Source organism: Chitinophaga eiseniae, from assembly GCF_012641265.1.
Classification (GTDB): domain Bacteria; phylum Bacteroidota; class Bacteroidia; order Chitinophagales; family Chitinophagaceae; genus Chitinophaga; species Chitinophaga eiseniae_A.
In genome coordinates this window covers 14,288-36,434 of the sequence record NZ_JABAHZ010000015.1, presented here as the reverse complement: position 1 = coordinate 36,434, position 22,147 = coordinate 14,288, and the positions used below count along the sequence as shown (strand labels likewise).

General features: G+C 46.5%; 19 protein-coding genes. 6 read left to right on the top strand and 13 right to left on the bottom strand.

Going from position 1 to position 22,147, the window contains the following annotated elements:
* Positions 1–163 precede the first annotated feature (163 nt).
* The 3 genes from HGH91_RS30615 to HGH91_RS30605 form a co-directional block, all read right to left on the bottom strand.
* A complete protein-coding gene (locus tag HGH91_RS30615; protein WP_211092489.1) occupies positions 164–1,963 on the bottom strand; it encodes a RagB/SusD family nutrient uptake outer membrane protein in 1,800 nt (599 codons plus the stop codon).
* Between the two features lie 20 nt (positions 1,964–1,983).
* Complete coding sequence (locus HGH91_RS30610; RefSeq protein ID WP_211092488.1) at positions 1,984–5,349, bottom strand: SusC/RagA family TonB-linked outer membrane protein; 3,366 nt, start codon at positions 5,347–5,349, stop codon at positions 1,984–1,986.
* Positions 5,350–5,592: 243 nt separating this feature from the next.
* On the bottom strand, positions 5,593–6,642 hold the full coding sequence (locus HGH91_RS30605) for a FecR family protein (protein ID WP_168743044.1): 1,050 nt from the start codon (positions 6,640–6,642) through the stop codon (positions 5,593–5,595).
* Between the two features lie 310 nt (positions 6,643–6,952).
* Between HGH91_RS30605 and HGH91_RS30600 the strand changes: the two genes are divergently transcribed.
* Positions 6,953–7,486, top strand: a complete 534-nt coding sequence (locus HGH91_RS30600) for an RNA polymerase sigma factor (RefSeq protein WP_168743043.1) — start codon at positions 6,953–6,955, stop codon at positions 7,484–7,486.
* A 112-nt stretch (positions 7,487–7,598) separates the two neighbouring features.
* Here HGH91_RS30600 and HGH91_RS30595 read toward each other — a convergent pair whose 3' ends face one another.
* Positions 7,599–9,728, bottom strand: a complete 2,130-nt coding sequence (locus HGH91_RS30595) for a thiamine pyrophosphate-dependent enzyme (protein WP_317166869.1) — start codon at positions 9,726–9,728, stop codon at positions 7,599–7,601.
* A 79-nt stretch (positions 9,729–9,807) separates the two neighbouring features.
* On the opposite strand from HGH91_RS30595, the gene HGH91_RS30590 reads away from it, so the two are divergent.
* Positions 9,808–10,245 carry a MarR family winged helix-turn-helix transcriptional regulator gene (locus tag HGH91_RS30590; protein ID WP_168743042.1) on the top strand — a complete coding sequence of 146 codons (438 nt, stop codon included), beginning with the start codon at positions 9,808–9,810 and terminating at the stop codon, positions 10,243–10,245.
* 113 nt (positions 10,246–10,358) lie between these two features.
* Here HGH91_RS30590 and HGH91_RS30585 read toward each other — a convergent pair whose 3' ends face one another.
* From HGH91_RS30585 to HGH91_RS30570, 4 genes are all read right to left on the bottom strand, one after another.
* Positions 10,359–10,970 (bottom strand): fumarylacetoacetate hydrolase family protein, encoded by a 612-nt coding sequence (locus HGH91_RS30585; protein ID WP_168743041.1) that lies wholly within the window; start codon positions 10,968–10,970, stop codon positions 10,359–10,361.
* A 56-nt stretch (positions 10,971–11,026) separates the two neighbouring features.
* The gene (gene pth, locus HGH91_RS30580) at positions 11,027–11,602 is read right to left on the bottom strand and encodes an aminoacyl-tRNA hydrolase (RefSeq protein WP_168743040.1); all 576 of its coding nucleotides are present in this window, start codon (positions 11,600–11,602) and stop codon (positions 11,027–11,029) included.
* Positions 11,603–11,674: 72 nt separating this feature from the next.
* Positions 11,675–12,265, bottom strand: coding sequence for a 50S ribosomal protein L25 (locus HGH91_RS30575; protein WP_168743039.1), 591 nt, complete (start codon positions 12,263–12,265; stop codon positions 11,675–11,677).
* Positions 12,266–12,303: 38 nt separating this feature from the next.
* Positions 12,304–13,272, bottom strand: coding sequence for a ribose-phosphate pyrophosphokinase (locus HGH91_RS30570; protein WP_168743038.1), 969 nt, complete (start codon positions 13,270–13,272; stop codon positions 12,304–12,306).
* 277 nt (positions 13,273–13,549) lie between these two features.
* Between HGH91_RS30570 and radC the strand changes: the two genes are divergently transcribed.
* Genes radC through HGH91_RS30555 form a run of 3 tightly spaced genes read left to right on the top strand, consistent with a single transcriptional unit; the run spans position 13,550 to position 15,679 of the window.
* Positions 13,550–14,257 (top strand): RadC family protein, encoded by a 708-nt coding sequence (gene radC, locus HGH91_RS30565; RefSeq protein WP_168743037.1) that lies wholly within the window; start codon positions 13,550–13,552, stop codon positions 14,255–14,257.
* 46 nt (positions 14,258–14,303) lie between these two features.
* The gene (locus HGH91_RS30560) at positions 14,304–15,290 is read left to right on the top strand and encodes a Gfo/Idh/MocA family protein (RefSeq protein WP_145674133.1); all 987 of its coding nucleotides are present in this window, start codon (positions 14,304–14,306) and stop codon (positions 15,288–15,290) included.
* A gap of 56 nt (positions 15,291–15,346) precedes the next feature.
* Positions 15,347–15,679, top strand: coding sequence for a hypothetical protein (locus tag HGH91_RS30555; protein ID WP_168743036.1), 333 nt, complete (start codon positions 15,347–15,349; stop codon positions 15,677–15,679).
* Positions 15,680–15,692: 13 nt separating this feature from the next.
* Here HGH91_RS30555 and HGH91_RS30550 read toward each other — a convergent pair whose 3' ends face one another.
* The 4 genes from HGH91_RS30550 to HGH91_RS30535 all read right to left on the bottom strand — a co-directional run bounded on the left by HGH91_RS30550 (position 15,693) and on the right by HGH91_RS30535 (position 20,125).
* Positions 15,693–16,370 (bottom strand): 2-C-methyl-D-erythritol 4-phosphate cytidylyltransferase, encoded by a 678-nt coding sequence (locus HGH91_RS30550; protein WP_168743035.1) that lies wholly within the window; start codon positions 16,368–16,370, stop codon positions 15,693–15,695.
* A gap of 66 nt (positions 16,371–16,436) precedes the next feature.
* Positions 16,437–17,486, bottom strand: coding sequence for a tRNA preQ1(34) S-adenosylmethionine ribosyltransferase-isomerase QueA (gene queA, locus HGH91_RS30545; RefSeq protein WP_168743034.1), 1,050 nt, complete (start codon positions 17,484–17,486; stop codon positions 16,437–16,439).
* 98 nt (positions 17,487–17,584) lie between these two features.
* Positions 17,585–19,333, bottom strand: coding sequence for an ABC transporter ATP-binding protein (locus tag HGH91_RS30540; RefSeq protein WP_168743033.1), 1,749 nt, complete (start codon positions 19,331–19,333; stop codon positions 17,585–17,587).
* 21 nt (positions 19,334–19,354) lie between these two features.
* Positions 19,355–20,125 carry an AMP nucleosidase gene (locus HGH91_RS30535; RefSeq protein WP_168743032.1) on the bottom strand — a complete coding sequence of 257 codons (771 nt, stop codon included), beginning with the start codon at positions 20,123–20,125 and terminating at the stop codon, positions 19,355–19,357.
* Between the two features lie 94 nt (positions 20,126–20,219).
* Between HGH91_RS30535 and HGH91_RS30530 the strand changes: the two genes are divergently transcribed.
* Positions 20,220–20,663, top strand: coding sequence for a type I restriction enzyme HsdR N-terminal domain-containing protein (locus HGH91_RS30530; protein ID WP_168743031.1), 444 nt, complete (start codon positions 20,220–20,222; stop codon positions 20,661–20,663).
* A 54-nt stretch (positions 20,664–20,717) separates the two neighbouring features.
* On the opposite strand, the gene HGH91_RS30525 is transcribed toward HGH91_RS30530, so the two are convergent.
* Positions 20,718–22,136 (bottom strand): Glu/Leu/Phe/Val family dehydrogenase, encoded by a 1,419-nt coding sequence (locus tag HGH91_RS30525; protein ID WP_168743030.1) that lies wholly within the window; start codon positions 22,134–22,136, stop codon positions 20,718–20,720.
* Between the last annotated feature and the right edge of the window lie 11 nt (positions 22,137–22,147).

The following is a 22,147-nucleotide window of genomic DNA, read 5'->3' as shown; positions in this document are numbered from 1 at the left end:
CTACTCATACAGTAATCTAACAATTAATACGGCATTAAAAATTGCATCTTGGAATAAACCAGAGCAAAATGAGCATAGTCGTACCAAAAAATAAAAGGGCGCCTCAATTATTTTTGAGACGCCCTCTTTTCTTTTCATTCCAACAAATCATTTGTCTATAACACTACCAACCAAAAATCTGCTTGAGATTTGCGTTTAGTACTATCTGTGATAACGGTATTGGTCGATAGTAATATTTAGGTTCTATGAATACCCGTTTGCTGTCGCGATCACGTGTAAACATAATGTGGCCCGAAGTACCATTTTCCAGGTAAAAGTTATTGTCTTTACCGTTGTTATCCTTGAGATAAAACCTGGCTACACTGGCTCTTACATCTGCGGGCAGGCCTGCCAGTGCAGCAGTATCTGTAGGAGACGCCAGGATAGCGATGTCAGCTTTCCCGTCGCCGGTCATATCGATGCCACCCAGCGCGGCTACATACATACCCTGCTGTGAATCCTGGAAGCGCATACCAGCTTTCCACCTGTTAACATCGTTAAAGCGCAACCCTTCACAGGCAGTTTCTACTCTTCTCTCTCTCCTGATTTCCAGCAATACCCCTTTATTGGCGCCGGTTACATTCGAATAAGCGGTTGCCTGCACAGGATCCGGTGTTGCATTGGCCAGCCCCATGTTCAGGTGCGGCATTTGCACGCGATCCCTGAGTTGATTAATGGTGTTATCAATATCTCCCTGTGTTAACGTGCCCAGTTCGGCTTTCGCCTCTGCATAGTTTAGCAGTACTTCTGCATAGCGGAACAGCGGAAGCGCGGTGTAATCTGCTCCCCAGCCCTGGCGTTGCGCCGGATCACGTGGATAAAACTTTAGCTGATCAAATCCCCCCAGGTTGGGCTTGGGAATATACAGGCTTTTATCATTGGTAGTAGAAAACCCTGGATAAGCCACAGTTTCGGCTAAACGCGGATCACGGTTATTAAAAACGTTCACAAAATTCTGTTGGGCATAGCCTGGCATGGAAGTAAACGGTGTACCATCTGTCATCAGGTAAGAATATACCAGGCTTTGGCTCAACGACCAGGTCCAACCCAATACTGCATGCGTATTATTACCGCGACCTAAGCTCTGTTGAAAATCTACCCACTGGATCATTTCAGGATTGCCAGACAAAGAACCACTGGCAAATAACGCGCGGTAATCTGCGGCGCCTTTGCCGGTGTTATAAATTTTAAATTTACCGGAAGCCATCAATTGTTCGCACGCCCATGCCGCTTTCTGCAGGTAAGGGCTGGCAGTTGACTGCAGGTTCAGTTCATCATGATACTTACGGAAAGTTCCTTCAAATACCCCGAAACGGGCCATCAATGCCAGTGCCGTCCATTTGGTTACACGGGTGTTGTTCCCCTGATCCGGTTTAATGTTATCCACTGCAAACTGCAAATCAGCCATAATGGAGTCTACCACCAGGGTACGTGGATCACGTGGCTTGTACAACGATGAGTCGAGGTTCGACAAGGCATGTGCATACCAGGGCACATCAGAATAGCGGGCAACCTTAGCCATATAAAATCTTGCACGGAAGAAACGCGCAATACCGATATAGTGGTTAATAGTAGCCTGGTCGCCGGTTGTTTTGGATACCTTATCCAGCATGAAGTTAAAGCTGCGCAAGTCGCTCCAGTCGTCCCATCCGCCTACTGTGGTAGGATTGATACCATTTTCCACCAGCAGATCCAGTTCACCACCACCGCTATAGCTGGAAATATTATCGGAGTTGATATCATCTGTTTGATAATAATCTTTCACATAAAAACCATTGGTATATGTTTCCAGGTCTTTGGTAGTATTAAAAAAAGCTTCAGGTACAATGTTGGTTTGGGGTAATCGCTCCAGGTAATCCTTGTTACAAGCAGCAGCAGCGCTTCCCAATATAATAAATGATAAATATAGCCTCAGATTTTTCATGATGCACATTTTAGAATACATTAAAAATTCATATTCAAACCAAACGAATAAGTTTTCTGGAATGGGTAGATAGTACCATCCAGACCTTCCGGATCGAGGTTTACTTTCAGGTGAGAGATAGTGAAGATATTTTCAGCGCTGAAATAAAACCGTAGGCGGCTGATCTTCATTCTATCTGTAATATTTTTAGGCAGCGTGTATCCCAGTGTTACGTTTTTGAGGCGCAGGTAAGCAGCGTTCTGCAGGTACTTGGTTTGCGGCGCACTCAACTCATCGCCATCTTCGGCGATATAAGCTTTTACGCGTGGGAAATAGGCGTTAGGATTTTCTGGCGTCCAGTGGTCCATGTTCTGCACATTCACGTTGGTCCATGGTTGTGCATAGATACCCCAGAAATAGTGATTTCCTCCACCAGGATACCAATCTCTTTTACCGATACCCTGTGCAAATACCCGGATATCAAATCCTTTGTAAGACGCGCTCAAATCCACGCTGTAAGGGAAACGGGGACTGCTGTTACCAATAATTTTTCTATCGCCCGGATCGCTTAATGTGTTTTTACCATAGCTGATTTCACCGTCGCCATTCAGGTCTTTGAATTTCAGATCACCTACATAGAATTTATAGTTCTGATCATCTTCTCCTACTTTGGTCTGATCCGCATGACTTTTCAGTTCTGCATCATTCTGGAAATATCCTTCTGTTGTCAGGCCCCAGATTTCGCCCATTTCTTTCCCTTTATAATGATCGCTAAGCGTACCACTAGGATTATCATACTTGGTAATAAATGTACGGCTATCTGCCAGCGCAACTTTTACACTGTAGGAAAATGGATTTTTGTTGATGTTAAACTGATCACGCCAAACGATACTGAGTTCCTGTCCACGGGTTTTCAGGTTAGCCGCGTTGGTCACCGGCTCTGAAGCGCCGTATACAGCAGGCAATGTTTTGCTCTTCTGGAACATGCCTTCTGTAAAGCGCGTATAACGATCGTAACTCACGCTCAAACGCTCTTTCAGCAGGGAAACATCCACACCACCGTTAATTGATCTTACGGTTTCCCAGGTATAGTCAGGCGTTACCGGAGACGGCTGCAATACGGCCACGGGCTGTTTACCATCCAGGATAGTATTGATGGTATTGGCATTCATGGTGGCCAGGTAGCCATAGTTCAGGTAGTTTTGATCGCCCAGTGAGCCATAGGAGCCACGTAACTTGAAGGCGTCGAATTTCAGCGCTTCGGTTACCGGTTTAAAGAATTTTTCCTTAGACAGTACCCAGGCGGCAGACGCAGACGGGAAGAAGCCCCAGCGGTGATCAGACGGGAAACGGGAAGATCCGTCTCTACGACCATTTAATTCCAGCAGGTATTTATCGTCGAAAGCATAGTTAACCCGGTAAAAGATTCCTCTTACTGCCCAATCTGAGATACTCTGGCTCTGTTTTACAGCACCGGTAGCCAGTGCAGTAGTAGGATAAGCAGGACTGATAAGGCCGCTGGCGCTGGCAGAAAACGTGTTGAAATTATAGTACTCCTGGTTGAAACCCACTACAGCTCCCAGGTCATGCTTACCAAATTTCTTATTGAAATCGGAGTAGATGTTAAATACATTGTATTTGGTTTGACTGGCGTTATTGCTGGCACTCGACTGGTTACCATCTGTGTATTGGAACGGCTGATTAGGACCGGTACGATATGCTACAGGAACAGTAAAGGAGTTACCGGTACCATTACTGCGACGAAAAGTGACATCTGCCTTCAGATTCCATACTTTTTTTACCAACCCTATTTCTGTATTCAGTGTGGTCAGGAATTCACCCATATTGCTGTTGGTGCGACCGCCACTCTGTAATTTCCCGATCAATGCAGCACCGTCTGAAGTCCAGGTACCATCCGGGTTTTTAGGAACAGACAAGGACGGAGTACGGTTTGCATTATGGAAAAACAGCCAGCTTGCGTTGGTAGGCTGATCATAGTTCATATTGGTATATACCGTATTGGTACCCAGTTTAAAACGATCGTTGAAGGTATAGGTAGCCTTGGCGCGGAGGTTGTAACGGGTATAGATATCGGGGTTGCTGCGCAACATACCATCCTGCTTATAATATTCGCCAGATAAATAATAATTCAGCTTGTCGTCGCCGCGGGCAATGCTAAAATTAGCCGTCAGCGCAGGTGCAGACTTATTATACACCTCATGCAGCCAGTCGGTGGTACCATAATATGCATAGGCATTGGGATTGGTAGGATCTACAATGACAGCTGGTAAGGAAGGATCTTTAGAACGCTTGGCGGCATAGGCCCTTACGGCATCCGGGTACAGGTCATACAACGGCGTAGCGGCGTCATGTTTCATCTGCATAACTACCAACGGATCAGTGATAATTTTAGGAACAGCGCCTAGCGTACGCACGGCATAGTTAGCATTTGCAGATACCGACAAACGGCCATCCTTAGCGGTTTTAGTAGTGATCAATACCACACCGAAAGCAGCACGGGCGCCATAAATAGCCGCTGATGCCGCGTCTTTCAATACCGACACACTTTCAATGTCAGCGGGGTTCAAACGCGATACTTCATCTGCAGTAAAAGGAATATTGTCTACCAGGATAAATGGATCTCCGCCGTTCAGCGAAGTATAACCACGCAGGTTAAATCCGGGTACATCCGCAGACCGGCCGCTGGCCACCGTAATGTTCAGGTTAGGAATCAACCCTTGCAAACCTGTTCCTACGTTGGTAATGGGCCGGCTCTCCAGGGCTTTACCAGATATATTATCTACCGCCCCACTCAGGTTTACTCTTTTTTGTTTGCCATAACCTACTACCACTACTTCATTCAGGCCGCTGGCGTTGGCCTTCATTACTACCGTCACTCCCTGCGCTCCTTTTACAGGCAATTGCCTGGTTTCATATCCCACATAGGAAAACTCGAGGGTGGCATTCTCCGGGGCCTCTAGCTCATAGTGGCCCTGGGTATCTGTTTTGGCGCCCTGCGTAGTGCCTTTTATCAACACAGTTACGCCAATTAACGGAACACCTTCCTCATCTTTCACCTGTCCTTTTACTTTCACCGATTGCATGGATTCTCCCGCTTTCATGATCACAACCAGGTTATCGGCCATGATCCGGTAATTCAGCGAGGTTCCCGCCAATGCCCTATCCAACACATCTTTCACGGGTGCATCGTCCATTTTAATGGCAATCTTGGTTTCGGGAATAGCGCTGTTTTTATACACAAAGGTGTAATCGCTCTTCTTCCCGATTACGTTCAGGAGCTTGCCAATGCTGATACTTTTGTAATCAACACTGATCTTTTCCTGTGAAAACCCATGTGCGCTAAGCTGCAAGAAACCAGCACAAAGCAATACGGAAGTTAGTTTCATACGCAGTAAAAGTTTCCTCATATCCCGTTGGGGGATATTAGAAGGCCACCAATAACTTTTTTTCATAAATTTGTTTCGTTAGGTTAAATAATTAGGCCATTACCAGATTGTGTGGATCGGTTTACGTTGTTTAGCCAGCATTTTGAAAAGGGGAATGTTCGAGCATTTCCCTTTTTTATTTGCTGTCAGCAATAAAAAAGTAATTTGATTTATATGTTCATGAATGATTATTAAACCAAGTGACTACCATATGTAAATAACATTCTCCTTACTGTTCACTTCGTAGTGCATATCTGCCGACATTAACTGTAAAGCCTGTAATACCTGCTCAATGCGCTGTTTACGGAAAGCGCCCGTAAACACTTCATACTTGTATTTATCGTTTTTAAAGCGGATGGTTACGTTGTACCAACGTTCCAGGTCGTGTGATAACTGTTCCAACGTAATGTTATCAAATTCAAAGCGGTCGTTCATCCAGGCAGTTTCCTGCTGTTTACTGCTATCGCCCTGGTTATTTACTTTCAGTGGGGTAATGGCGAAAGTATGAATGGTATCATTACGACTGCTTTGTGCAGCAGCATTCATATGTTGCTTATCTATAATCAGCTTCTGTTCGGGCTCCAGTACTACTACCTTATTTACTTTACCAGCAGCCCCTTCGTGGAAACTCACTTCTACTTTGCCGCTGAGCAGGGTAGTTTCTACCGTAGCATCTTCGGCATAGGCCTTCACATTAAAAACAGTGCCCAACACCTTTATATTGGCATGAGCGGTTTGAATAATAAAAGGATGCTGTGGATCATGCTTCACATCAAAATAAGCTTCGCCGGTGAGCACCACTTCCCGGTTACCGTTCAGAAATTTATTCACATCATACTTCAGGCGGCTGCAGGCATTGAGCACCACGTTGGTGCCATCTGGTAACACTACCGCGGTTTTAGAACCATTCTTAGTCACTATCTCATTTCCATAACTTCCATGGCGCGGCATTTTCCATACGCCATACACCGCCACCAATACGGCTATGCAGGCGGCTATACCGGCGCTTATCCTCCAGGGGAATAACCGCTTTACCGGTCGTTCTTCGGCTACGGCCATTAACCGCTCCATATTTGCTAGTCCATCTTTCAACAACTGCTGTTCTTCAGCTGGCGAAAATCCACCGGTTTCCTTCATCGCCCGGATATCTGCTACAATGGTATAAGTATATTGAAGCTCAGGATATTGCAACAGCAGTTCATCCAGTTCTGCTAATTCTTCCAGGGAAGCCTCCCCGGCTATCTTCCTGGTCATCAATAAATTTATCCGCTGCTGCTCGATCATTTACTTGCTTGTAAGTGTTATAGCAGAAGGACGAAAAGAAATTCAAAAACCCCCAAAAAGGAAATAATATTTTTTTTAGTGCAGTGGTGGCGGATTAACCAGGCAGATGGCAACTATACCCCTAATTTTCAACAAAATAATATCAGGGCTACAAAAACCTTTTGCAGATAAATTAATTTGTTAACTTTAGCGTAACCTACGTTATATAATTTGCAACCATTATCAGCGGGAAACAGGAATGGATCAGTGTACAATTAATGAGCTTTTTAGTAACATCACAATGAACAATGATCAGGCAGCCTTCCGGGCTTTCTATAATCATTTTTTTGTGACCTTACTCCGCTTTTCATTCACATTAACTCATTCCAAAGAAATTGCTGAAGAAATTACCAACGATGTTTTCATGCATTGCTGGCAAAAAAGAGCTTCCCTCGCACACATAAAAAATCCACAGGTATATCTTTTTGTGATCGCAAAAAATAAAGCGATTGATCATCACCGGAAACAGGTGGCTTCCCGGCAGGTATTTTTTCCGGAAGAAGATAAAATAGATATTGCATTCGACAGCAATCCCGAACAACTGATGATTTCCGCGGAAATGGTGCGTAAAATGGAATTCGCCATACAGCAACTTCCTCCCAAATGCAAGATGGTATTTACGCTTATTAAACAAAACGGCATGAAATATAAAGAGGTCGCTGCAGTAATGAATCTCTCTGTAAAAACAGTAGAAAATCAACTCGCCATTGCCATGAAACGTTTAACCGCTGCCGTTAGTTTTACCTTTGGTACCGCTTCTAAGGCAGTGAAATAACCGATGCCTGCAGCAATTGCAACCATTCTTCTTTTCAAAAATAATTCGCTCTATTTTCAGATCAGACCATCCGGCTTTCAAGAGAATACCTGAAAAGCATGTACTCACAACTTTAATAGGCCAATAGCTGGCGGATCATCTGGCTTACCTTTTCCGGACCTGGCAGCATCGCAGCTTCCAACCCCGTGTTGAGTGGTACTGCTGGCAAATCCAGGGCGCCCATGGTAAATATGGGAGCATCCAGGAATTGAAAACAGGTGTGTTGTATACGGCCGGCCAGCGCCTGTGCAAAAGAGTTATTGAGTTGTTCTTCTGTCAGGATCAGGCATTTACCATGTTGCTGTACCGTCTCGTATACCAGCGCTTCATCCAGGGGGAACAGCGTACGCAGATCGATAATGGTTACCTGTCCCGGCCAGTCCCTGGCAGCGGCTTTGGCCCAGTATACGCCCATCCCGTAGGTAATAATACAGAGTGTATTTCCGTTTGCCACATCCCTGGGATGCGCATGCTGCACTACCGCTCCTTTACCCAATGGCAGTACATAATCGGCAGCTGGCTCCACGGTCATTGCTTCCAGGGTACCTGGCACTTTACTCCAGTAGAGCCCTTTATGTTCCAGCATTACTACGGGATTGGGATCGAGGAAGGCTGCTTTCATCAGGCCTTTCATATCAGCGGCGTTGGAAGGGTATACCACTTTGATGCCTTTTATGCTCAACAGCGTTGATTCCACGCTGCCGGAATGATAAGGGCCGCCCCCACCATAGGCGCCAATAGGCACGCGGATAAGGGTTTGTATGGGGTATTTTCCATTGGTGAGGTAACAGGATTTGGAGATTTCCGTTACCAGCTGGTTAAATCCGGGATAGATATAATCCGCGAACTGTACTTCCACTATAGGTTTTACGCCTACGGCAGATAATCCTGCGGTGGCGCCAATAATATACGCTTCCTGTATAGCGGTGTTATATACGCGGTGTATACCAAATTTATCGCCGAGGGTGGCCGCTTCGCGAAATACGCCGCCCAGCCGGCGGCCTACGTCCTGGCCAAAAAATATGGCTTCAGGGTATGCCGACATAATTTCTTCTACAGCGTGCAGGGCGGCATCTACCATCACCACCTTCTGCTTTCCGGCGGGACTACGTTCCCCTTTTTCTTCAGTGACGGCGGCGGGCGCAAATATGTGTTCGGTGACGGTTTCCGGGAGGGGCTCGGGAGCAGCCACGGCTTTATCAAAGGCGGCTTGTATATCCGTTACCGCGGTGGCGGCTACCTGGTCGAGTGCTGCTGCGGTAACCCCATGTTTTTCCAGTAATGCCCGGAGCTTAGGTAATGGATCATTGGCGGCATGTTTTGCCAGGTCATCTGGCGTCCGGTACCACTCTTTCCGCACCCCGGAGGTATGATGTCCGAGCAGCGGTACGGTGGCATGTACCAGGATGGGTTTGCGTTCATGGCGTACATAGCCAATGGCGGCTTCCATGGCGGCATAGCTGGCAGTAAAATCGCTCCCGTCCACCTGCATACGCTCTAATCCCTTAAAGCCGGCTGCATACTCGTAGGCGTCCATGGTGCGTACTTCTGCGGAGGTAGCAGAAATTCCCCAATCGTTGTCCTGTACCAGGTAGATAACGGGCAGCTGTTTTAAAACGGCAAACTGGAATGCTTCTGCAACCTCTCCTTCCGTAACGCTGCCGTCGCCCAGGGAGCAAATGACTACCGGTAATTCACCTGCCGGGCCGGTGCGCAACAGGTTGGAATGGATCTGTTCCAGGTATTGAATCCCCTGTGCAACGCCAGTAGTGGGAATCACCTGCATGCCAGTAGCACTGCTTTGATGAGGAATTTGCGGCCGGTCTGTTCTACGGCTGTTAGGGTGGCTGTAATAAGATCGTCCCCCGGAGAAAGGGTCGTCAGCTTTGGCAAGTAACTGCAGCATTAACTCATAGGGTGAAAAGCCCATGGCGAGCAACATACTTTCATCGCGATAATAGGGACTTACAAAGTCCCACGGCTGCAATTGCAGGCCTGTGGCTATTTGTATAGCCTCATGCCCCCGGGAGGTAGAGTGTACATACCGGCAGATACTCCTGTTGTTTTCGTAAATGGCGGCCATAGAACCGGCCTCACACATCAATCTCCACGCTGTCAGTAAATCAGCCATTTCGCCCTGGTGACCACCCGGATCGGATGTGGGCGTTTTTAAAGTTGAAACGCTTGTGCTATCTTTAAACACAATAAGACTGTTTTGGTGATGACGGTAATCTAAAAACAATAGTTGCCATAGCAACAGTTGCTAATGCAAATTAACTAATATGACTGATACTTTCGTCAGTAATCCATCTTTTTTTAAGTTGGATGCTACGCTCAAAAAATTGCGCAACTATTGGCAAAAAAAGTTCGATGCCGAGCAGAAGGACATTACAGTGGACCAATGGCTGCTAATAGAGAATCTTTACAAGCACAAAAAAACCACCCATAACGAGCTGGCCCGTAATACCTCAAAGGACATTACAACTATTTCCCGCATTATAGAATTATTGGTAAAGAAGGGACTGGTAAAGCGGGAGGCGGATGCCCAGGATCGCCGCAAAGTTTACCTGCAGCTGACTCCGGCAGGTGTGGATAAATACAAAGATGTAAAATCGCTGGTGTATGACATGCGTAAAATTGGCTGGAAAACGCTCACAGAGGCCGACTATGCAGAGTTAACGAGGATACTGGATACTATTTATGCGAATATCCCTTCTTAGGAGCGGAAAGCAGAAAGCGAAAAGCTATTGTGGAGGATGATCTTAGCGAATATTTAAATCGCTTTGGTCATCCTCCACAATAGCTTTTCGCTTTCTGCTTTCTGCTTTCTGCGCTATTTCACATTAAACTCCAACAGGCTATCATTTTCAATAAATGCTTCAAAACTATCCCCGATTTCGGCAGGTCCTACGCCGGCGGGAGTGCCGGTAAAGATCAGATCCCCGATATTGAGGGTAAAAAAGCGGGAAATATAAGCCAGGAGGAAATCGAAAGAAAACAGCAGGTCTTTCGTATTGCCGGCCTGGGCCAGGGCTTTGTTTTTATACAAACAGAAATTAATGTCTTTCTTGTCCATTTCCGGGGTAATGGGGATGAAATTGCCTACCAGGGCTGAATTATCGAACGATTTGGCGATTTCCCAGGGTAAGCCTTTGGCTTTTTGTTTATCCTGCAGATCCCTTGCGGTAAAATCGATTCCTACAGAAATCTGATCATAATATTTATCGGCAAATTTTTCCTGTATATGTTTCCCGTTCTTGCTCACTTTCAGTACCAGTTCACATTCGTAGTGCAGGTTGCTGGTAAATTCGGGATAATAAAACGGGTGACCATTCTGGAGCAGTGCACTCTTGGGTTTCATAAACAATACCGGTTCTGAGGGCACTTCATTCTTTAACTCTTTGGCATGGTCGGCATAATTCCTGCCTACGCAAATAATTTTCATAATGCGTTTGTTTTTAAAGATAAGAAAAACAGCGAGGTATCCGCTATACGATTCATTTACAGCAGGAATGTGAGCTTGTTGGCGTCATTCATAGTACGGGCAATGCCGATGCTGGCAAAACTTTCAATAATTTCCGTGCTTTTGTTAATTTTTTCCTGCACAACAGGCTCTTCCGTTTTTTTCCATTTGCTCAACACAAAGTCCACCTGTCGTCCTTTGGGGTAGTCGTTGCCCACGCCAAAGCGCAATCGGGGATATTGGTTGGTGCCCAGCGACTCCTGTATACTTTTTAATCCATTATGCCCGGCATCACTGCCTCCTGGGCGTAACCGGATCGATTCAATGGGGAGGGCGAGGTCGTCGAGGATCACCAGCAGGTTTTCTACCGGGATCTTTTCTTTGTCGAGCCAGTACTTAATGGCTCTCCCACTAAGGTTCATGTAGGTAGTGGGTTTAATGACAATAAACGTTTTCCCTTTCCATTTGCATTCGGCAACATCGGCCAGCCGGTCGTTCCGGAAATTTGCCTGGTGTTTGGCAGCAAAGGCGTCAACCACATCAAAACCAATGTTATGGCGGGTATGTTTATATTCTTCCCCAATGTTGCCTAATCCAGCTATTAAATATTTCATAACCTGAAAAATCTAAAATTAAAAAGCCCCTCTAAAAGTAGAGAGGCTTTTTGGAAAAATATTTCTAAAAGATTATTTCTTTTTAGCGTCTTTTTCAGCAGTGGCTTCTTCCTGGCGCAGCTGACGGGTCATTACCACAGAAGCAATAGGAATACGCGGAGAGTTGGTGATTTCGATACCTTCGATCTTCACATCTTCTACACGGATGTTAGCGTTCAGTTCCAGGTTATCGATGTTAACTTCGATATTTTCAACCAGGTGCTTAGGTAATGCTTTTACTTTCAGCGCTTTCAGTTTGCTCACCAGTTTACCACCGGCTTTAACACCTACAGACTGACCAACCAGTTTGATAGGCAGGGTTACTGCTACCGCTTTGTCTTCTACCAGCTCCATGAAATCGATGTGAGCCAGTTCGTCAGTTACTACGTCAAACTGCAGATCTTTTAATACGCATCTGTAAGTTTTAGCGCCCAGTTTAACCTCTGCGATCTGGAAATCAGCAGTATACACCAGGTTTTTGAATGCTTTTGCAGGAGCTGAAAAATTAACAGTTTCTGCACCCCCGTAAATAACGCAAGGCACTTTTTCCTCAGAACGGATCTGGCGGGTGGCTTTTTTGCCGAATTCGCTCCTGAGTTGTCCTTCGATGGTTATTGTTTTCATTGTTTAGACAATTTTATATTGGTAATTAAAATACTTGGTTATTCGCCCCGGCGATGACTGTGTATAAACAGGCTGGTGATAGACTTGTTTTCGTGCATGTTACGGATAGCTACCGCAAACAGCTCGGCCACAGAAATCACTTTAATCTTGGAACCCGGCGCTTGTGGTTTGATGGGAATAGTATCACATACTACGACCTCTTCCAGCACCGAATTCATGATGTTTTCATACGCATTCCCGCTAAATACCGGGTGGGTACAAAATGCACGAACACTTCTGGCGCCTTTTTCCTTTAATAGGTTGGCAGCTTTAGACAGCGTTCCTGCGGTATCACAGATATCGTCAATGAGCACTATGTCCCTGTCTTTCACCTCTCCGATCACTACCATGGATGCTATTTCATTGGCACGTTTACGATGTTTATCGCAAATCACCATTTCAGCATTAAAGTACGACGCTACTTCACGCACCCTATTGGTGCTACCTACATCAGGGGACGCAAAGGTAAGGTTTTCTAACCTTAAATTCTCGATATAAGGAATAAAAATAGCGGAACTATCCAGGTGGTCTACCGGGATATCAAAGAATCCCTGGATCTGAGGAGCATGTAAGTCCATGGTTATCACCCTGTTGGCTCCTGCTGAAGTAAGCAGATTGGCCATCAGTTTAGAGCCGATCGCCACCCTGGGCTTATCTTTCCTGTCCTGGCGGGCATATCCGAAATAAGGAATTACGGCAGTAATATAGCCTGCTGACGCCCGTTTAGCGGCATCTATCATCAACAAGAGCTCCAGCAGGTTGTCTGATGGCGCACTGGTGCCCTGGATAAGAAAAACATAGTCGCCACGGATACTTTCCAGGAACACAGGCTGGATCTCACCATCACTGAATTTCTGAATTTTTACTTTGCCAAGACCGCCGTTAAGACCCTTGCCATATTTTTTGGCAATCTTCTCGGCCAATGCAGGATTACTGTTGCCTGTGAAAATTTTTACTGAAGGTTGCATACTAGATACTAGTGGAAAAGAGGTTGCAAAACTATGGTTTTTTGGGAGTACCAGCCTGATTTTTTTCAAATATAAAATATATAGTTATTATTAAACAACTATAAACACCGCATTACCAACAAACACTGAAAGGTATATCGTCCCGAAAAATTCCCATAACGATCGGTACTCAATATAACAATTTTATAATGATCGTATGAAAAAGGAATAGAAAAATGTGGGGAAATCGGGAAGATTCCGGGAGGGATGAAGTATATTTGGATAAAGAGAGATAACCATGTTTGTTGACCTTAAACCAGCTCCCCGACTGGCCATACGCGATTGGCCAGCAGATGAAAAACCCCGGGAAAAATTCAGCCATCTTGGTCCCACTGCACTCAGTGATGCTGAACTATTGGCCATCCTGTTACATACCGGGCATAAAGGAAAGTCGGCCATAGAACTGGCTAAAGAAATTCTGCGCCTGGCCAATAATAACCTGGCAGAACTGGGGAAAATGAATATCGGGCAATTACAACAGCTGCCAGGGATGGGAGAAGCCAAAGCAACTACCGTACTGGCCGCCATGGAACTGGCCCGCAGGCGACAGGCAGGCGCCATCGACAAAAAAACCGTGATTGGCAGCGGCACAGACGCAGCCCTGTTTTTTAAGCCATTGCTCGCCGATCAGCCCTTTGAAACCTTCTATGTCATGTTCCTGAACCACGCCAATAAAGTACTCCGCTACCGCTGTATCAGCAGCGGCGGTATCACCAGTACAGTGGTAGATCCCAGGCTCATCTTCCGGGAAGCCCTCTATACCGGCGCTACCAAGCTACTGCTTTGCCATAACCATCCCTCCGGGAGCCTGCGCCCCAGCCAGGCCGATATCCGAATAACCCATAAAATAAAAGACCTGGGGCTGCTCTTTGATATCGCCGTACTGGACCATATCATCGTATCCGAAACCGGCTACTACAGCCTCGCGGAAGAAGGAATGATCTGAGATGATGATATTTGATTACTTTCGCACATATTTATTCATTTTCCATATGCTCAAAATAGGACTCTTCGGCGTAGGACATTTAGGTAAAATACACCTCTCTCAACTGGCCACTATGAAAGATGTAGAAGTGGTAGGCTTCTACGATCCCAACAATGCAAACGCGGCCAGCATCATCGAGCAATATAACATCCCACGCTTTACCCTGGCGGAAGAATTGATTCAGCAGGTAGATGCCATCGATATCGTGGCCCCTACCACCCTGCACTTCAAATTATGCGAACTCGCCATCCGCAATGGTAAACACATCTTCGTGGAAAAACCCATGACCAACACCATGGAAGAGGCCAAAACACTGGTAAAGCTGGTGGATGAAGCCAACATCAAATTCCAGGTAGGACATGTGGAACGCTTCAACCCAGCCTACCTCGCCCTCAAAGGATATGACCTGAAACCCATGTTCATTGAAGTGCATCGCCTGGCAGAATTCAATCCCCGCGGTACCGATGTCAGCGTGATCCTCGACCTGATGATCCATGATATCGACATCGTACTAAGCATCGTAAAATCTACCGTGAGCCGCATTTCCGCCAGTGGTGTAGCCGTTATGAGCGACACCCCGGACATTGCCAACGTACGCATAGAATTCCATAACGGTTGCGTAGCCAACCTCACCTCCAGCCGCATTTCCCTGAAGAAAATGCGCAAAATGCGCCTGTTCCAGAAAGATGCCTACATCGGCATTGACTTCCTCGATAAGAAAACAGAAATTATTAAACTGAAAACGCCGGAAGACGAAGGCCTATTTACCCTGGATATTGAAACCAACAGCGGTAAAAAAACCATCGCCATCGATAATCCGCAAATCAAACAATCCAATGCCATCCGCATGGAATTGGAAATGTTCCGCGACAGCATCCTGCACAACAAACCGGTAGCCGTTAACGCGATCGATGGCCTGCAGGCGCTGGATGTGGCACACCAGATCCTTCAAAAAATAAATAAAGGCCTGTCTGAAACAGCCGCCGCCAAATAATTAACTACTGTAACAAAAGCCACTGTCAGTCCGTTTTCATAATGCAACCAACTTATATGAAACGTATTCTTCCTGTACTGACAGTGGCTTTAACAATGACTGCCTGCTTTAAAGATCCTCCACCCAGCATTTCCAAGCCGATGTTTTACTATGAAACATTATGCAATAACCCCTGGGGCCCTGCACTTACTACCAAACAAGACACTGTAGCCGCCTGGCTTTCCAGGCACAACATACGTTACGAATACCTGAGTATACAGGGAGAGATTTTTTCCAGCGCCGTCAACGTCACTAAATGCGATACGCTCACCAACCGGCAAATTGTTGTCGCCGTGCTCTATGCAGATACTTCAAAAGCAGCGGCAACCGGGTTCAAAAGCCCTTACTAAAACCACAGTATTTTTAATGCCGTTCCTTTAACAGGGCCTCTGCAATCGTCAGGTCCAGTGGCTTGGTTATCTTGATATTGGATTCCTCTCCGGGCAGCAGATGCACCGGGTGCCCCAAACGTTCTACTACCGTCGCTTCATCTGTAAACAATGGATCATAAGGTAACTCAAACGCAGGCAAAATCAGGTGAGAAAGAAAGGTTTGTGGGGTCTGAATAATTTTAAAACGATCGCGGTCTACCGCCGCATTATTACCTGCCCGGATCTCCCGGATACTATCTTTCATATCTACCACCGGGATAGCGCTACCATGGCTCAAAGCAGCCTCATAACAGGCACGTATCAACGCAGTAGATACCAGTGGACGTACGCCATCATGTACAAATACTACCGACGGACTATCTACCAGCTGCAGTCCATTCTTAACGGAATGAAAACGGGTTTCTCCTCCCTTTACAATGGTGATAGCCGGTAAGGGGTCAAACTCCTGTAGTAATTGATTGGCAAAAGAGAAATGTGCTTCCGGCAATACCAATACGATTTCCATATCGGCATAAGCAGCGGCAAAAGCAGCAATGGTGTGGTATAGGACGGGCTTTCCCGCAAGCTCCAGGAACTGTTTGGGTACAGCACTTTGCATACGGGTACCGGAGCCTCCGGCAACAATGATCGCCACTTTTTTATATTCCATACAAAAAAATCAGGGATTACCTTATCCAGTATACTGAATAAGATAATCCCAGGAAATACTTTGTAATTAAATGATCAGCATAGCATCGCCATAGCTGAAGAAACGGTATTTTTCTTTGATGGCCTGCTGGTAAGCCTCCATGATCAGATCATATCCTGCAAAAGCGCAGGTCATGATCAACAGGCTGGTCTTAGGCAGGTGGAAGTTGGTGACCATTGCATTCGGAATAGCAAAGTCGTAAGGCGGATGAATAAAGGTATTAGTCCATCCTTCCGCAGCTTTCAGGTGGTTTTGCGCAGTAACAGAAGATTCTACGGCACGTACAGAAGTGGTACCGATAGCGCAGATCTTGCGGTTTTCTTCTTTCGCTTTATTTACCACTTTCACGGCATGTTCTTCGATCAGGAAGTACTCCGCATCCATTTTGTGCTTGCTCAGGTCTTCTACCTCGATAGGACGGAAAGTACCCAAACCTGTGTGCAGCGTTACTTCTGCAAACTTCACCCCTTTGATTTCCAAACGCTTGATCAACTCACGGCTAAAGTGCAAACCCGCAGTAGGCGCAGCTACCGCACCTTCGTACTTGGCATACACCGTCTGATAACGTTCTTTGTCCTCATCTTCCGGTTTACGTTTGATATATTTAGGCAAAGGCGTTTCTCCCAGCTGGTCTAATACCTGCTTGAATTCTTCATCATTGCCTTCAAATAAGAAACGGATAGTACGGCCCCTGGAGGTGGTGTTATCAATAACTTCTGCCACCAGCGTTTCATCATCGCCAAAATACAACTTGTTGCCTACACGGATTTTACGGGCAGGATCAACAATTACATCCCACAAACGGTTTTGCTTGTTCAGCTCACGCAACAGGAATACTTCAATTTTTGCTCCTGTCTTTTCTTTACGGCCATACAACCTTGCAGGAAACACCTTGGTATTGTTCACAATCATTACATCCTTGTCATTAAAATAACCGAGGATGTCCTTGAATACTTTGTGCTCAATTTTTCCGGTATTACGATGTACCACCATTAAACGTGATTCATCTCTTGTCTTGGTAGGGTGCTGTGCGATCAGATTTAAAGGAAGATCGAATTTGAACTGTGATAGTTTCATATTACGGTATGAATAAATTTTAGAGGTGCGAAGGTACCAATTATAATCTATTTCATCAAAAAATGATATAAAATAATTAATAACCAGTAATTTATATATTATATCCCCTTCGGAATAGCTGCAATCAGTTGTTGGGTATAAGCATTTTGCGGGTGGTTGTAAACGGCATCGGCTGCCCCCTGTTCCACAATTTTTCCCTTCTGCATCACCATCATCCGGTCGCTGATAAACCGCACCACCGATAAATCGTGCGAAATAAAAATGCAGGTAAAGCCCAGCTCTTCCCGCAAACGGATCAGCAAATTCAGCACCTGGGCCTGTATGCTTACATCCAGCGCTGCCACCGATTCATCACAGATAATAAAAGAAGGATCCACCGCCAGCGCCCGCGCAATGACGATCCGCTGCCGCTGCCCACCGGAAAACTCGTGTGGATACCGGTTGAAATGCTCCGGCTGCAGGTTTACCTTCTCCAGCAATTCCAGGACCCGCTCCCACTGACTGCGTTCCGATCCATGCAGACCATGTACCTGCATAGGCTCCAGGATGGCGGCGCCGATAGTCCTGCGCGGATTTAGCGACGCATAAGGATCCTGGAAAATCAGCTGCATATCCTTGCGTAAGCCACGCATGCCGGCGGCCGACAAGCTCATAATATCCTGTCCCTTATAAAAAATACTCCCGGCAGTGGGAGGTATCAGTCTTAACAAAGATCTGCCCAACGTTGTTTTACCGCAGCCAGATTCTCCCACCAACCCCATCGTTTCGCCGGTCTTCACCTGGAAACTCACGTCATCTACGGCCTTTGCCCATTGTAGTACTTTACCGGTTATACTTCTCTTTACGGGAAACCAGGTCTTCAGCCCCTGTACCTCCAGTAATGGCGCGGCGGCGGCCAACTGTTGTTCCCTCCGCGTGATATCGGCTTCCGGGATTACCAGGGATTCCAGCACAGTCTGGATAATTTCATTTTTTTCGTGTATCTGTCCCTGTGAGTCGGTTTCCATAAAGTCGCGGATAACGGGCAATCGCACCAAACGTTTATCCAGCGGGGGGCGGCAGGCCAGCAACCCTTTGGTATAAGGGTGCTGCGGCTGTTGGAATACGGTGGCTACATCTCCCTGCTCTACAATATTGCCTTTGTACATCACCACTACCCTATTGGCCAGTTCGGCCACTACCCCGAGGTCGTGGGTGATAAAAATAACACTCATATCCATCTGTTGTTGCAGCTCCCGGAGCAATTCGAGGATGGCTTTTTGTACGGTAACATCTAGAGCGGTAGTGGGTTCATCGGCGATGAGCAACCTGGGATGGCCAGAAATGGCCATAGCAATCATGACGCGCTGTTTTTGCCCGCCGGAAAGTTCATGGGGATAACGCTGCATGATACCTGCAGGGTCGGGCAGTTTTACTTTCTCAAACAGGGACTTCACCTGCTCTCTGGCCGCTGGCAGGCTCACGGCCGTATGCAGCCGGATGGCTTCTGCCACCTGTTGGCCACAGGTATGTAGCGGGTTCAGGGCCGTCATGGGCTCCTGGAAGATCATGGCTATTTCATTGCCCCGGTAGCTGCGCATCGCCGCTTCAGGCAATGCCAACAAATTTACCGGCTGTGCAGCACCGGGCTGGTAAAGTATTTGTCCACCGGTATCAGCGCCTGGCAAGTCGATCAGCCGCATCAGCGACAAGGCGGTAACGGATTTTCCGGAGCCGGATTCTCCTACTACGCCTACAATTTCTCCCTTGCCTATAGAAAGGGAAATATGGTTAACAGCCTTTGTGGTGGTTTCACCTGACCGGAAAGTGACCGAAAGGTCCTGTATCTCTACCCGAGTGGAAAGCATACCCGGAAGATACAAACAATTCTAAAAACGCAGGTGCTTCACGGTTTGGTGACTATCAATCAGCTTTTGTAAGGAGTCTATCCCTATTTTAAGATGACGTTCCACGAAATGTGTGGTTACCTTTTTGTCACTTTCTTCCGTTTTTACGCCTTCTGGCACCATGGGTTGATCAGACACCAGCAATAAAGCGCCCGTAGGAATTTTGTTATAGAACCCAACCGAGAAGATAGTGGCCGTTTCCATGTCTACCGCCATGGCTCTTACTTTTTCCAGGTATTGCTTAAAGTCGGTATCATGCTCCCATACCCTGCGGTTGGTGGTATAGCAGGTACCTGTCCAATAGTCGAAACCGGAATCACGGATAGTGGTGGAGATAGCTTTTTGCAATGCAAACGCAGGCAGCGCCGGCACTTCGGGTGGGAAATAATCATTGCTGGTACCTTCTCCCCGTATAGCCGCTATGGGCAATATGAGATCGCCGATACTGTTTTTCTTCTTCAATCCACCACATTTTCCCAGGAATAATACGGCTTTGGGAGAGATGGCGGATAACAGGTCCATCACGGTAGCAGCGCCCGGGCTCCCCATACCAAAGTTGATAATGGTGATATCGCCGGCCGTGGCGCATTGCATAGGTTTACCATGGCCAATGATTTCTACATTATTCCATTCGGCAAACATGGTTACATAATTACTGAAATTGGTGAGGAGGATATGAGATCCGAAACTGTCTAGTTTCTCACCTGTGTAGCGGGGCAGCCAATTAGCTACAATTTCTTCTTTTGTCTTCATAGCCTTTTGACAAGCAAATGTAACGTTTTGTTCGCTAACGGCAATATTATCCTAATGTAACTATCTTCGTACCCACATTAAAACCTGTTGTATTTTGATTGCGATCAGCTTCCCCCCACCGGATTTTAAGATTATGAAAGAAGGTAATAAAGAAATGATTTTCGACCGCTTCCGCAAGAAATACGTGGTGCTCACGCCGGAAGAATGGGTCAGGCAAAATTTCCTGAACTACCTGGTAAAAGTAATGGGATACCCGGCTGCGCTCATAGGTATTGAAAAAGAAATATACCTGGGAGAGATGAAAAAGCGGTATGATATCGTGATCTATAATCGTGCAACACAACCCTGGATGCTGGTAGAATGCAAAGAAATGAATGTACCGCTTACAGAGCAGACTATGCAACAGGTGATCCGTTACAATATGGTGATCCCGGCCACTTACCTGGTGATTACCAATGGTATCCATACCTTCTGTGGCAAGTATATGGCCAGGGAACAGCAATGGAACTTCCTTTCTGCCTTACCCTCATTTGCATAAAAAAGCCCCCACGCCGGCGGCGCAGGGGCTACAAAATTTATCTATCATCGTGCATCAAGGGAAAATACCCAGTTGCTCGTAAGCAGCGCCTACTTTGTTGATTGCTACTACATAAGCAGCCGTACGCATATCGTGTATCTGTGGATTAGCCATCATTACATCGCGTACTTCGTGGAGGGCGGCATGCATGGTTTCTTCCAGGCCGGAATACACCAGGTCTACCTCATCGGCTCCATGAGCAATGAATTTTCTTTCTTTATCAGATACTTGCTTACCGGTCAGGTCTTCGATTGTTTGCAGGATATGAATGTTCATATTCTCATCGAAGCGTTTGCCCAAACGGCCATAACGTACGTGGCTGAGATTTTTCAACCATTCGAAATAAGAAACGGTTACCCCACCGGCATTCAGGAACATATCCGGTACCACGATCACGCCTTTCTTATTCAGGATTTCGTCTGCTTCTGGTGTTAACGGACCGTTAGCAGCTTCCCCGATGATCTTGGCTTTAACGTTAGGCGCGTTATGTTTGTCGATTACGTTTTCCAATGCCGCAGGAATCAGGATTTCGCAATCCAGCTCCAGGCCATCGGTATTTTTATTCAGGTTAGTAGCACCCGGGAAGTTAACAATAGAGCCGGTAGCTTTCTTGTGCATCAGTACTTCATCAGGATTCATTCCCTGTTCATTGAAGATAGCGCCGTCCCACTCGATGAGACATACCACCTTAGCACCTGCTTCGTGGAAGTATTTGGCAGCATGGTAACCTACGTTACCCATCCCCTGAACAATCACACGTTTGCCTTCAATACCGGTAGTCAGGCCCAAACGGTCCATATCTTCCTTGATGTTGCACAGCTCACGTAAACCGTAGAATACACCTAAGCCGGTAGCTTCGGTACGACCGCGTACCCCGCCCTGGGATACAGGTTTACCAGTTACACAACCATAACCATCAATTTCACCGGGGCGTAAACTCATGTAGGTATCCAGGATCCAGCTCATTTCTCTTTCACCAGTACCATAGTCAGGAGCCGGAACGTCTGTGCCGGGGCCAATAAAGTTTTTCTTTACCAGTTCTGCTGTATAGCGACGGGTAATTGCTTCCAGCTGGAAGGGAGTATAATTGCGGGGATTAATTTTCAGACCGCCTTTAGCTCCACCAAAGGGTACGTTTACAATAGCGCATTTGTAGGTCATCAGGGATGCCAGCGCCATCACTTCGTCCTGGTTCACTTCATCGCTGAAGCGAATCCCCCCTTTACAAGGCAGTTTATGATGGGAATGTTGTACACGGTAAGCTTCAATTACCTGTACTGTATCGCCTATCCGAACCGGGAACTTAATCTGGTAAACGGCGTTGCAGGCTTTGATCTGCTCCAGGATACCCTTGTCCCATTTGGTGAACGCAGCTGCTTTGTCGAAGCTCTTTTCCACACTTTGGAAAAAGCTATAATGCTGATCTTGCGACATAAATTATTGTT

Coding starts and splice junctions, on each gene's coding strand:
- queA (WP_168743034.1), bottom strand. CDS start 17,486: ATGAAACTATCACAGTTCAAATTCGATCTTCCTTTAAATCTGATCGCA.
- HGH91_RS30525 (WP_168743030.1), bottom strand. CDS start 22,136: ATGTCGCAAGATCAGCATTATAGCTTTTTCCAAAGTGTGGAAAAGAGC.
- HGH91_RS30600 (WP_168743043.1), top strand. CDS start 6,953: ATGAACAATGATCAGGCAGCCTTCCGGGCTTTCTATAATCATTTTTTT.
- HGH91_RS30555 (WP_168743036.1), top strand. CDS start 15,347: ATGAAACGTATTCTTCCTGTACTGACAGTGGCTTTAACAATGACTGCC.
- HGH91_RS30585 (WP_168743041.1), bottom strand. CDS start 10,970: ATGAAAATTATTTGCGTAGGCAGGAATTATGCCGACCATGCCAAAGAG.
- HGH91_RS30590 (WP_168743042.1), top strand. CDS start 9,808: ATGACTGATACTTTCGTCAGTAATCCATCTTTTTTTAAGTTGGATGCT.
- pth (WP_168743040.1), bottom strand. CDS start 11,602: ATGAAATATTTAATAGCTGGATTAGGCAACATTGGGGAAGAATATAAA.
- HGH91_RS30615 (WP_211092489.1), bottom strand. CDS start 1,963: ATGAAAAATCTGAGGCTATATTTATCATTTATTATATTGGGAAGCGCT.
- HGH91_RS30550 (WP_168743035.1), bottom strand. CDS start 16,370: ATGGAATATAAAAAAGTGGCGATCATTGTTGCCGGAGGCTCCGGTACC.
- HGH91_RS30535 (WP_168743032.1), bottom strand. CDS start 20,125: ATGAAGACAAAAGAAGAAATTGTAGCTAATTGGCTGCCCCGCTACACA.
- HGH91_RS30560 (WP_145674133.1), top strand. CDS start 14,304: ATGCTCAAAATAGGACTCTTCGGCGTAGGACATTTAGGTAAAATACAC.
- HGH91_RS30540 (WP_168743033.1), bottom strand. CDS start 19,333: ATGCTTTCCACTCGGGTAGAGATACAGGACCTTTCGGTCACTTTCCGG.
- radC (WP_168743037.1), top strand. CDS start 13,550: ATGTTTGTTGACCTTAAACCAGCTCCCCGACTGGCCATACGCGATTGG.
- HGH91_RS30605 (WP_168743044.1), bottom strand. CDS start 6,642: ATGACCAGGAAGATAGCCGGGGAGGCTTCCCTGGAAGAATTAGCAGAA.
- HGH91_RS30570 (WP_168743038.1), bottom strand. CDS start 13,272: ATGCAACCTTCAGTAAAAATTTTCACAGGCAACAGTAATCCTGCATTG.
- HGH91_RS30610 (WP_211092488.1), bottom strand. CDS start 5,349: ATGAAACTAACTTCCGTATTGCTTTGTGCTGGTTTCTTGCAGCTTAGC.
- HGH91_RS30575 (WP_168743039.1), bottom strand. CDS start 12,265: ATGAAAACAATAACCATCGAAGGACAACTCAGGAGCGAATTCGGCAAA.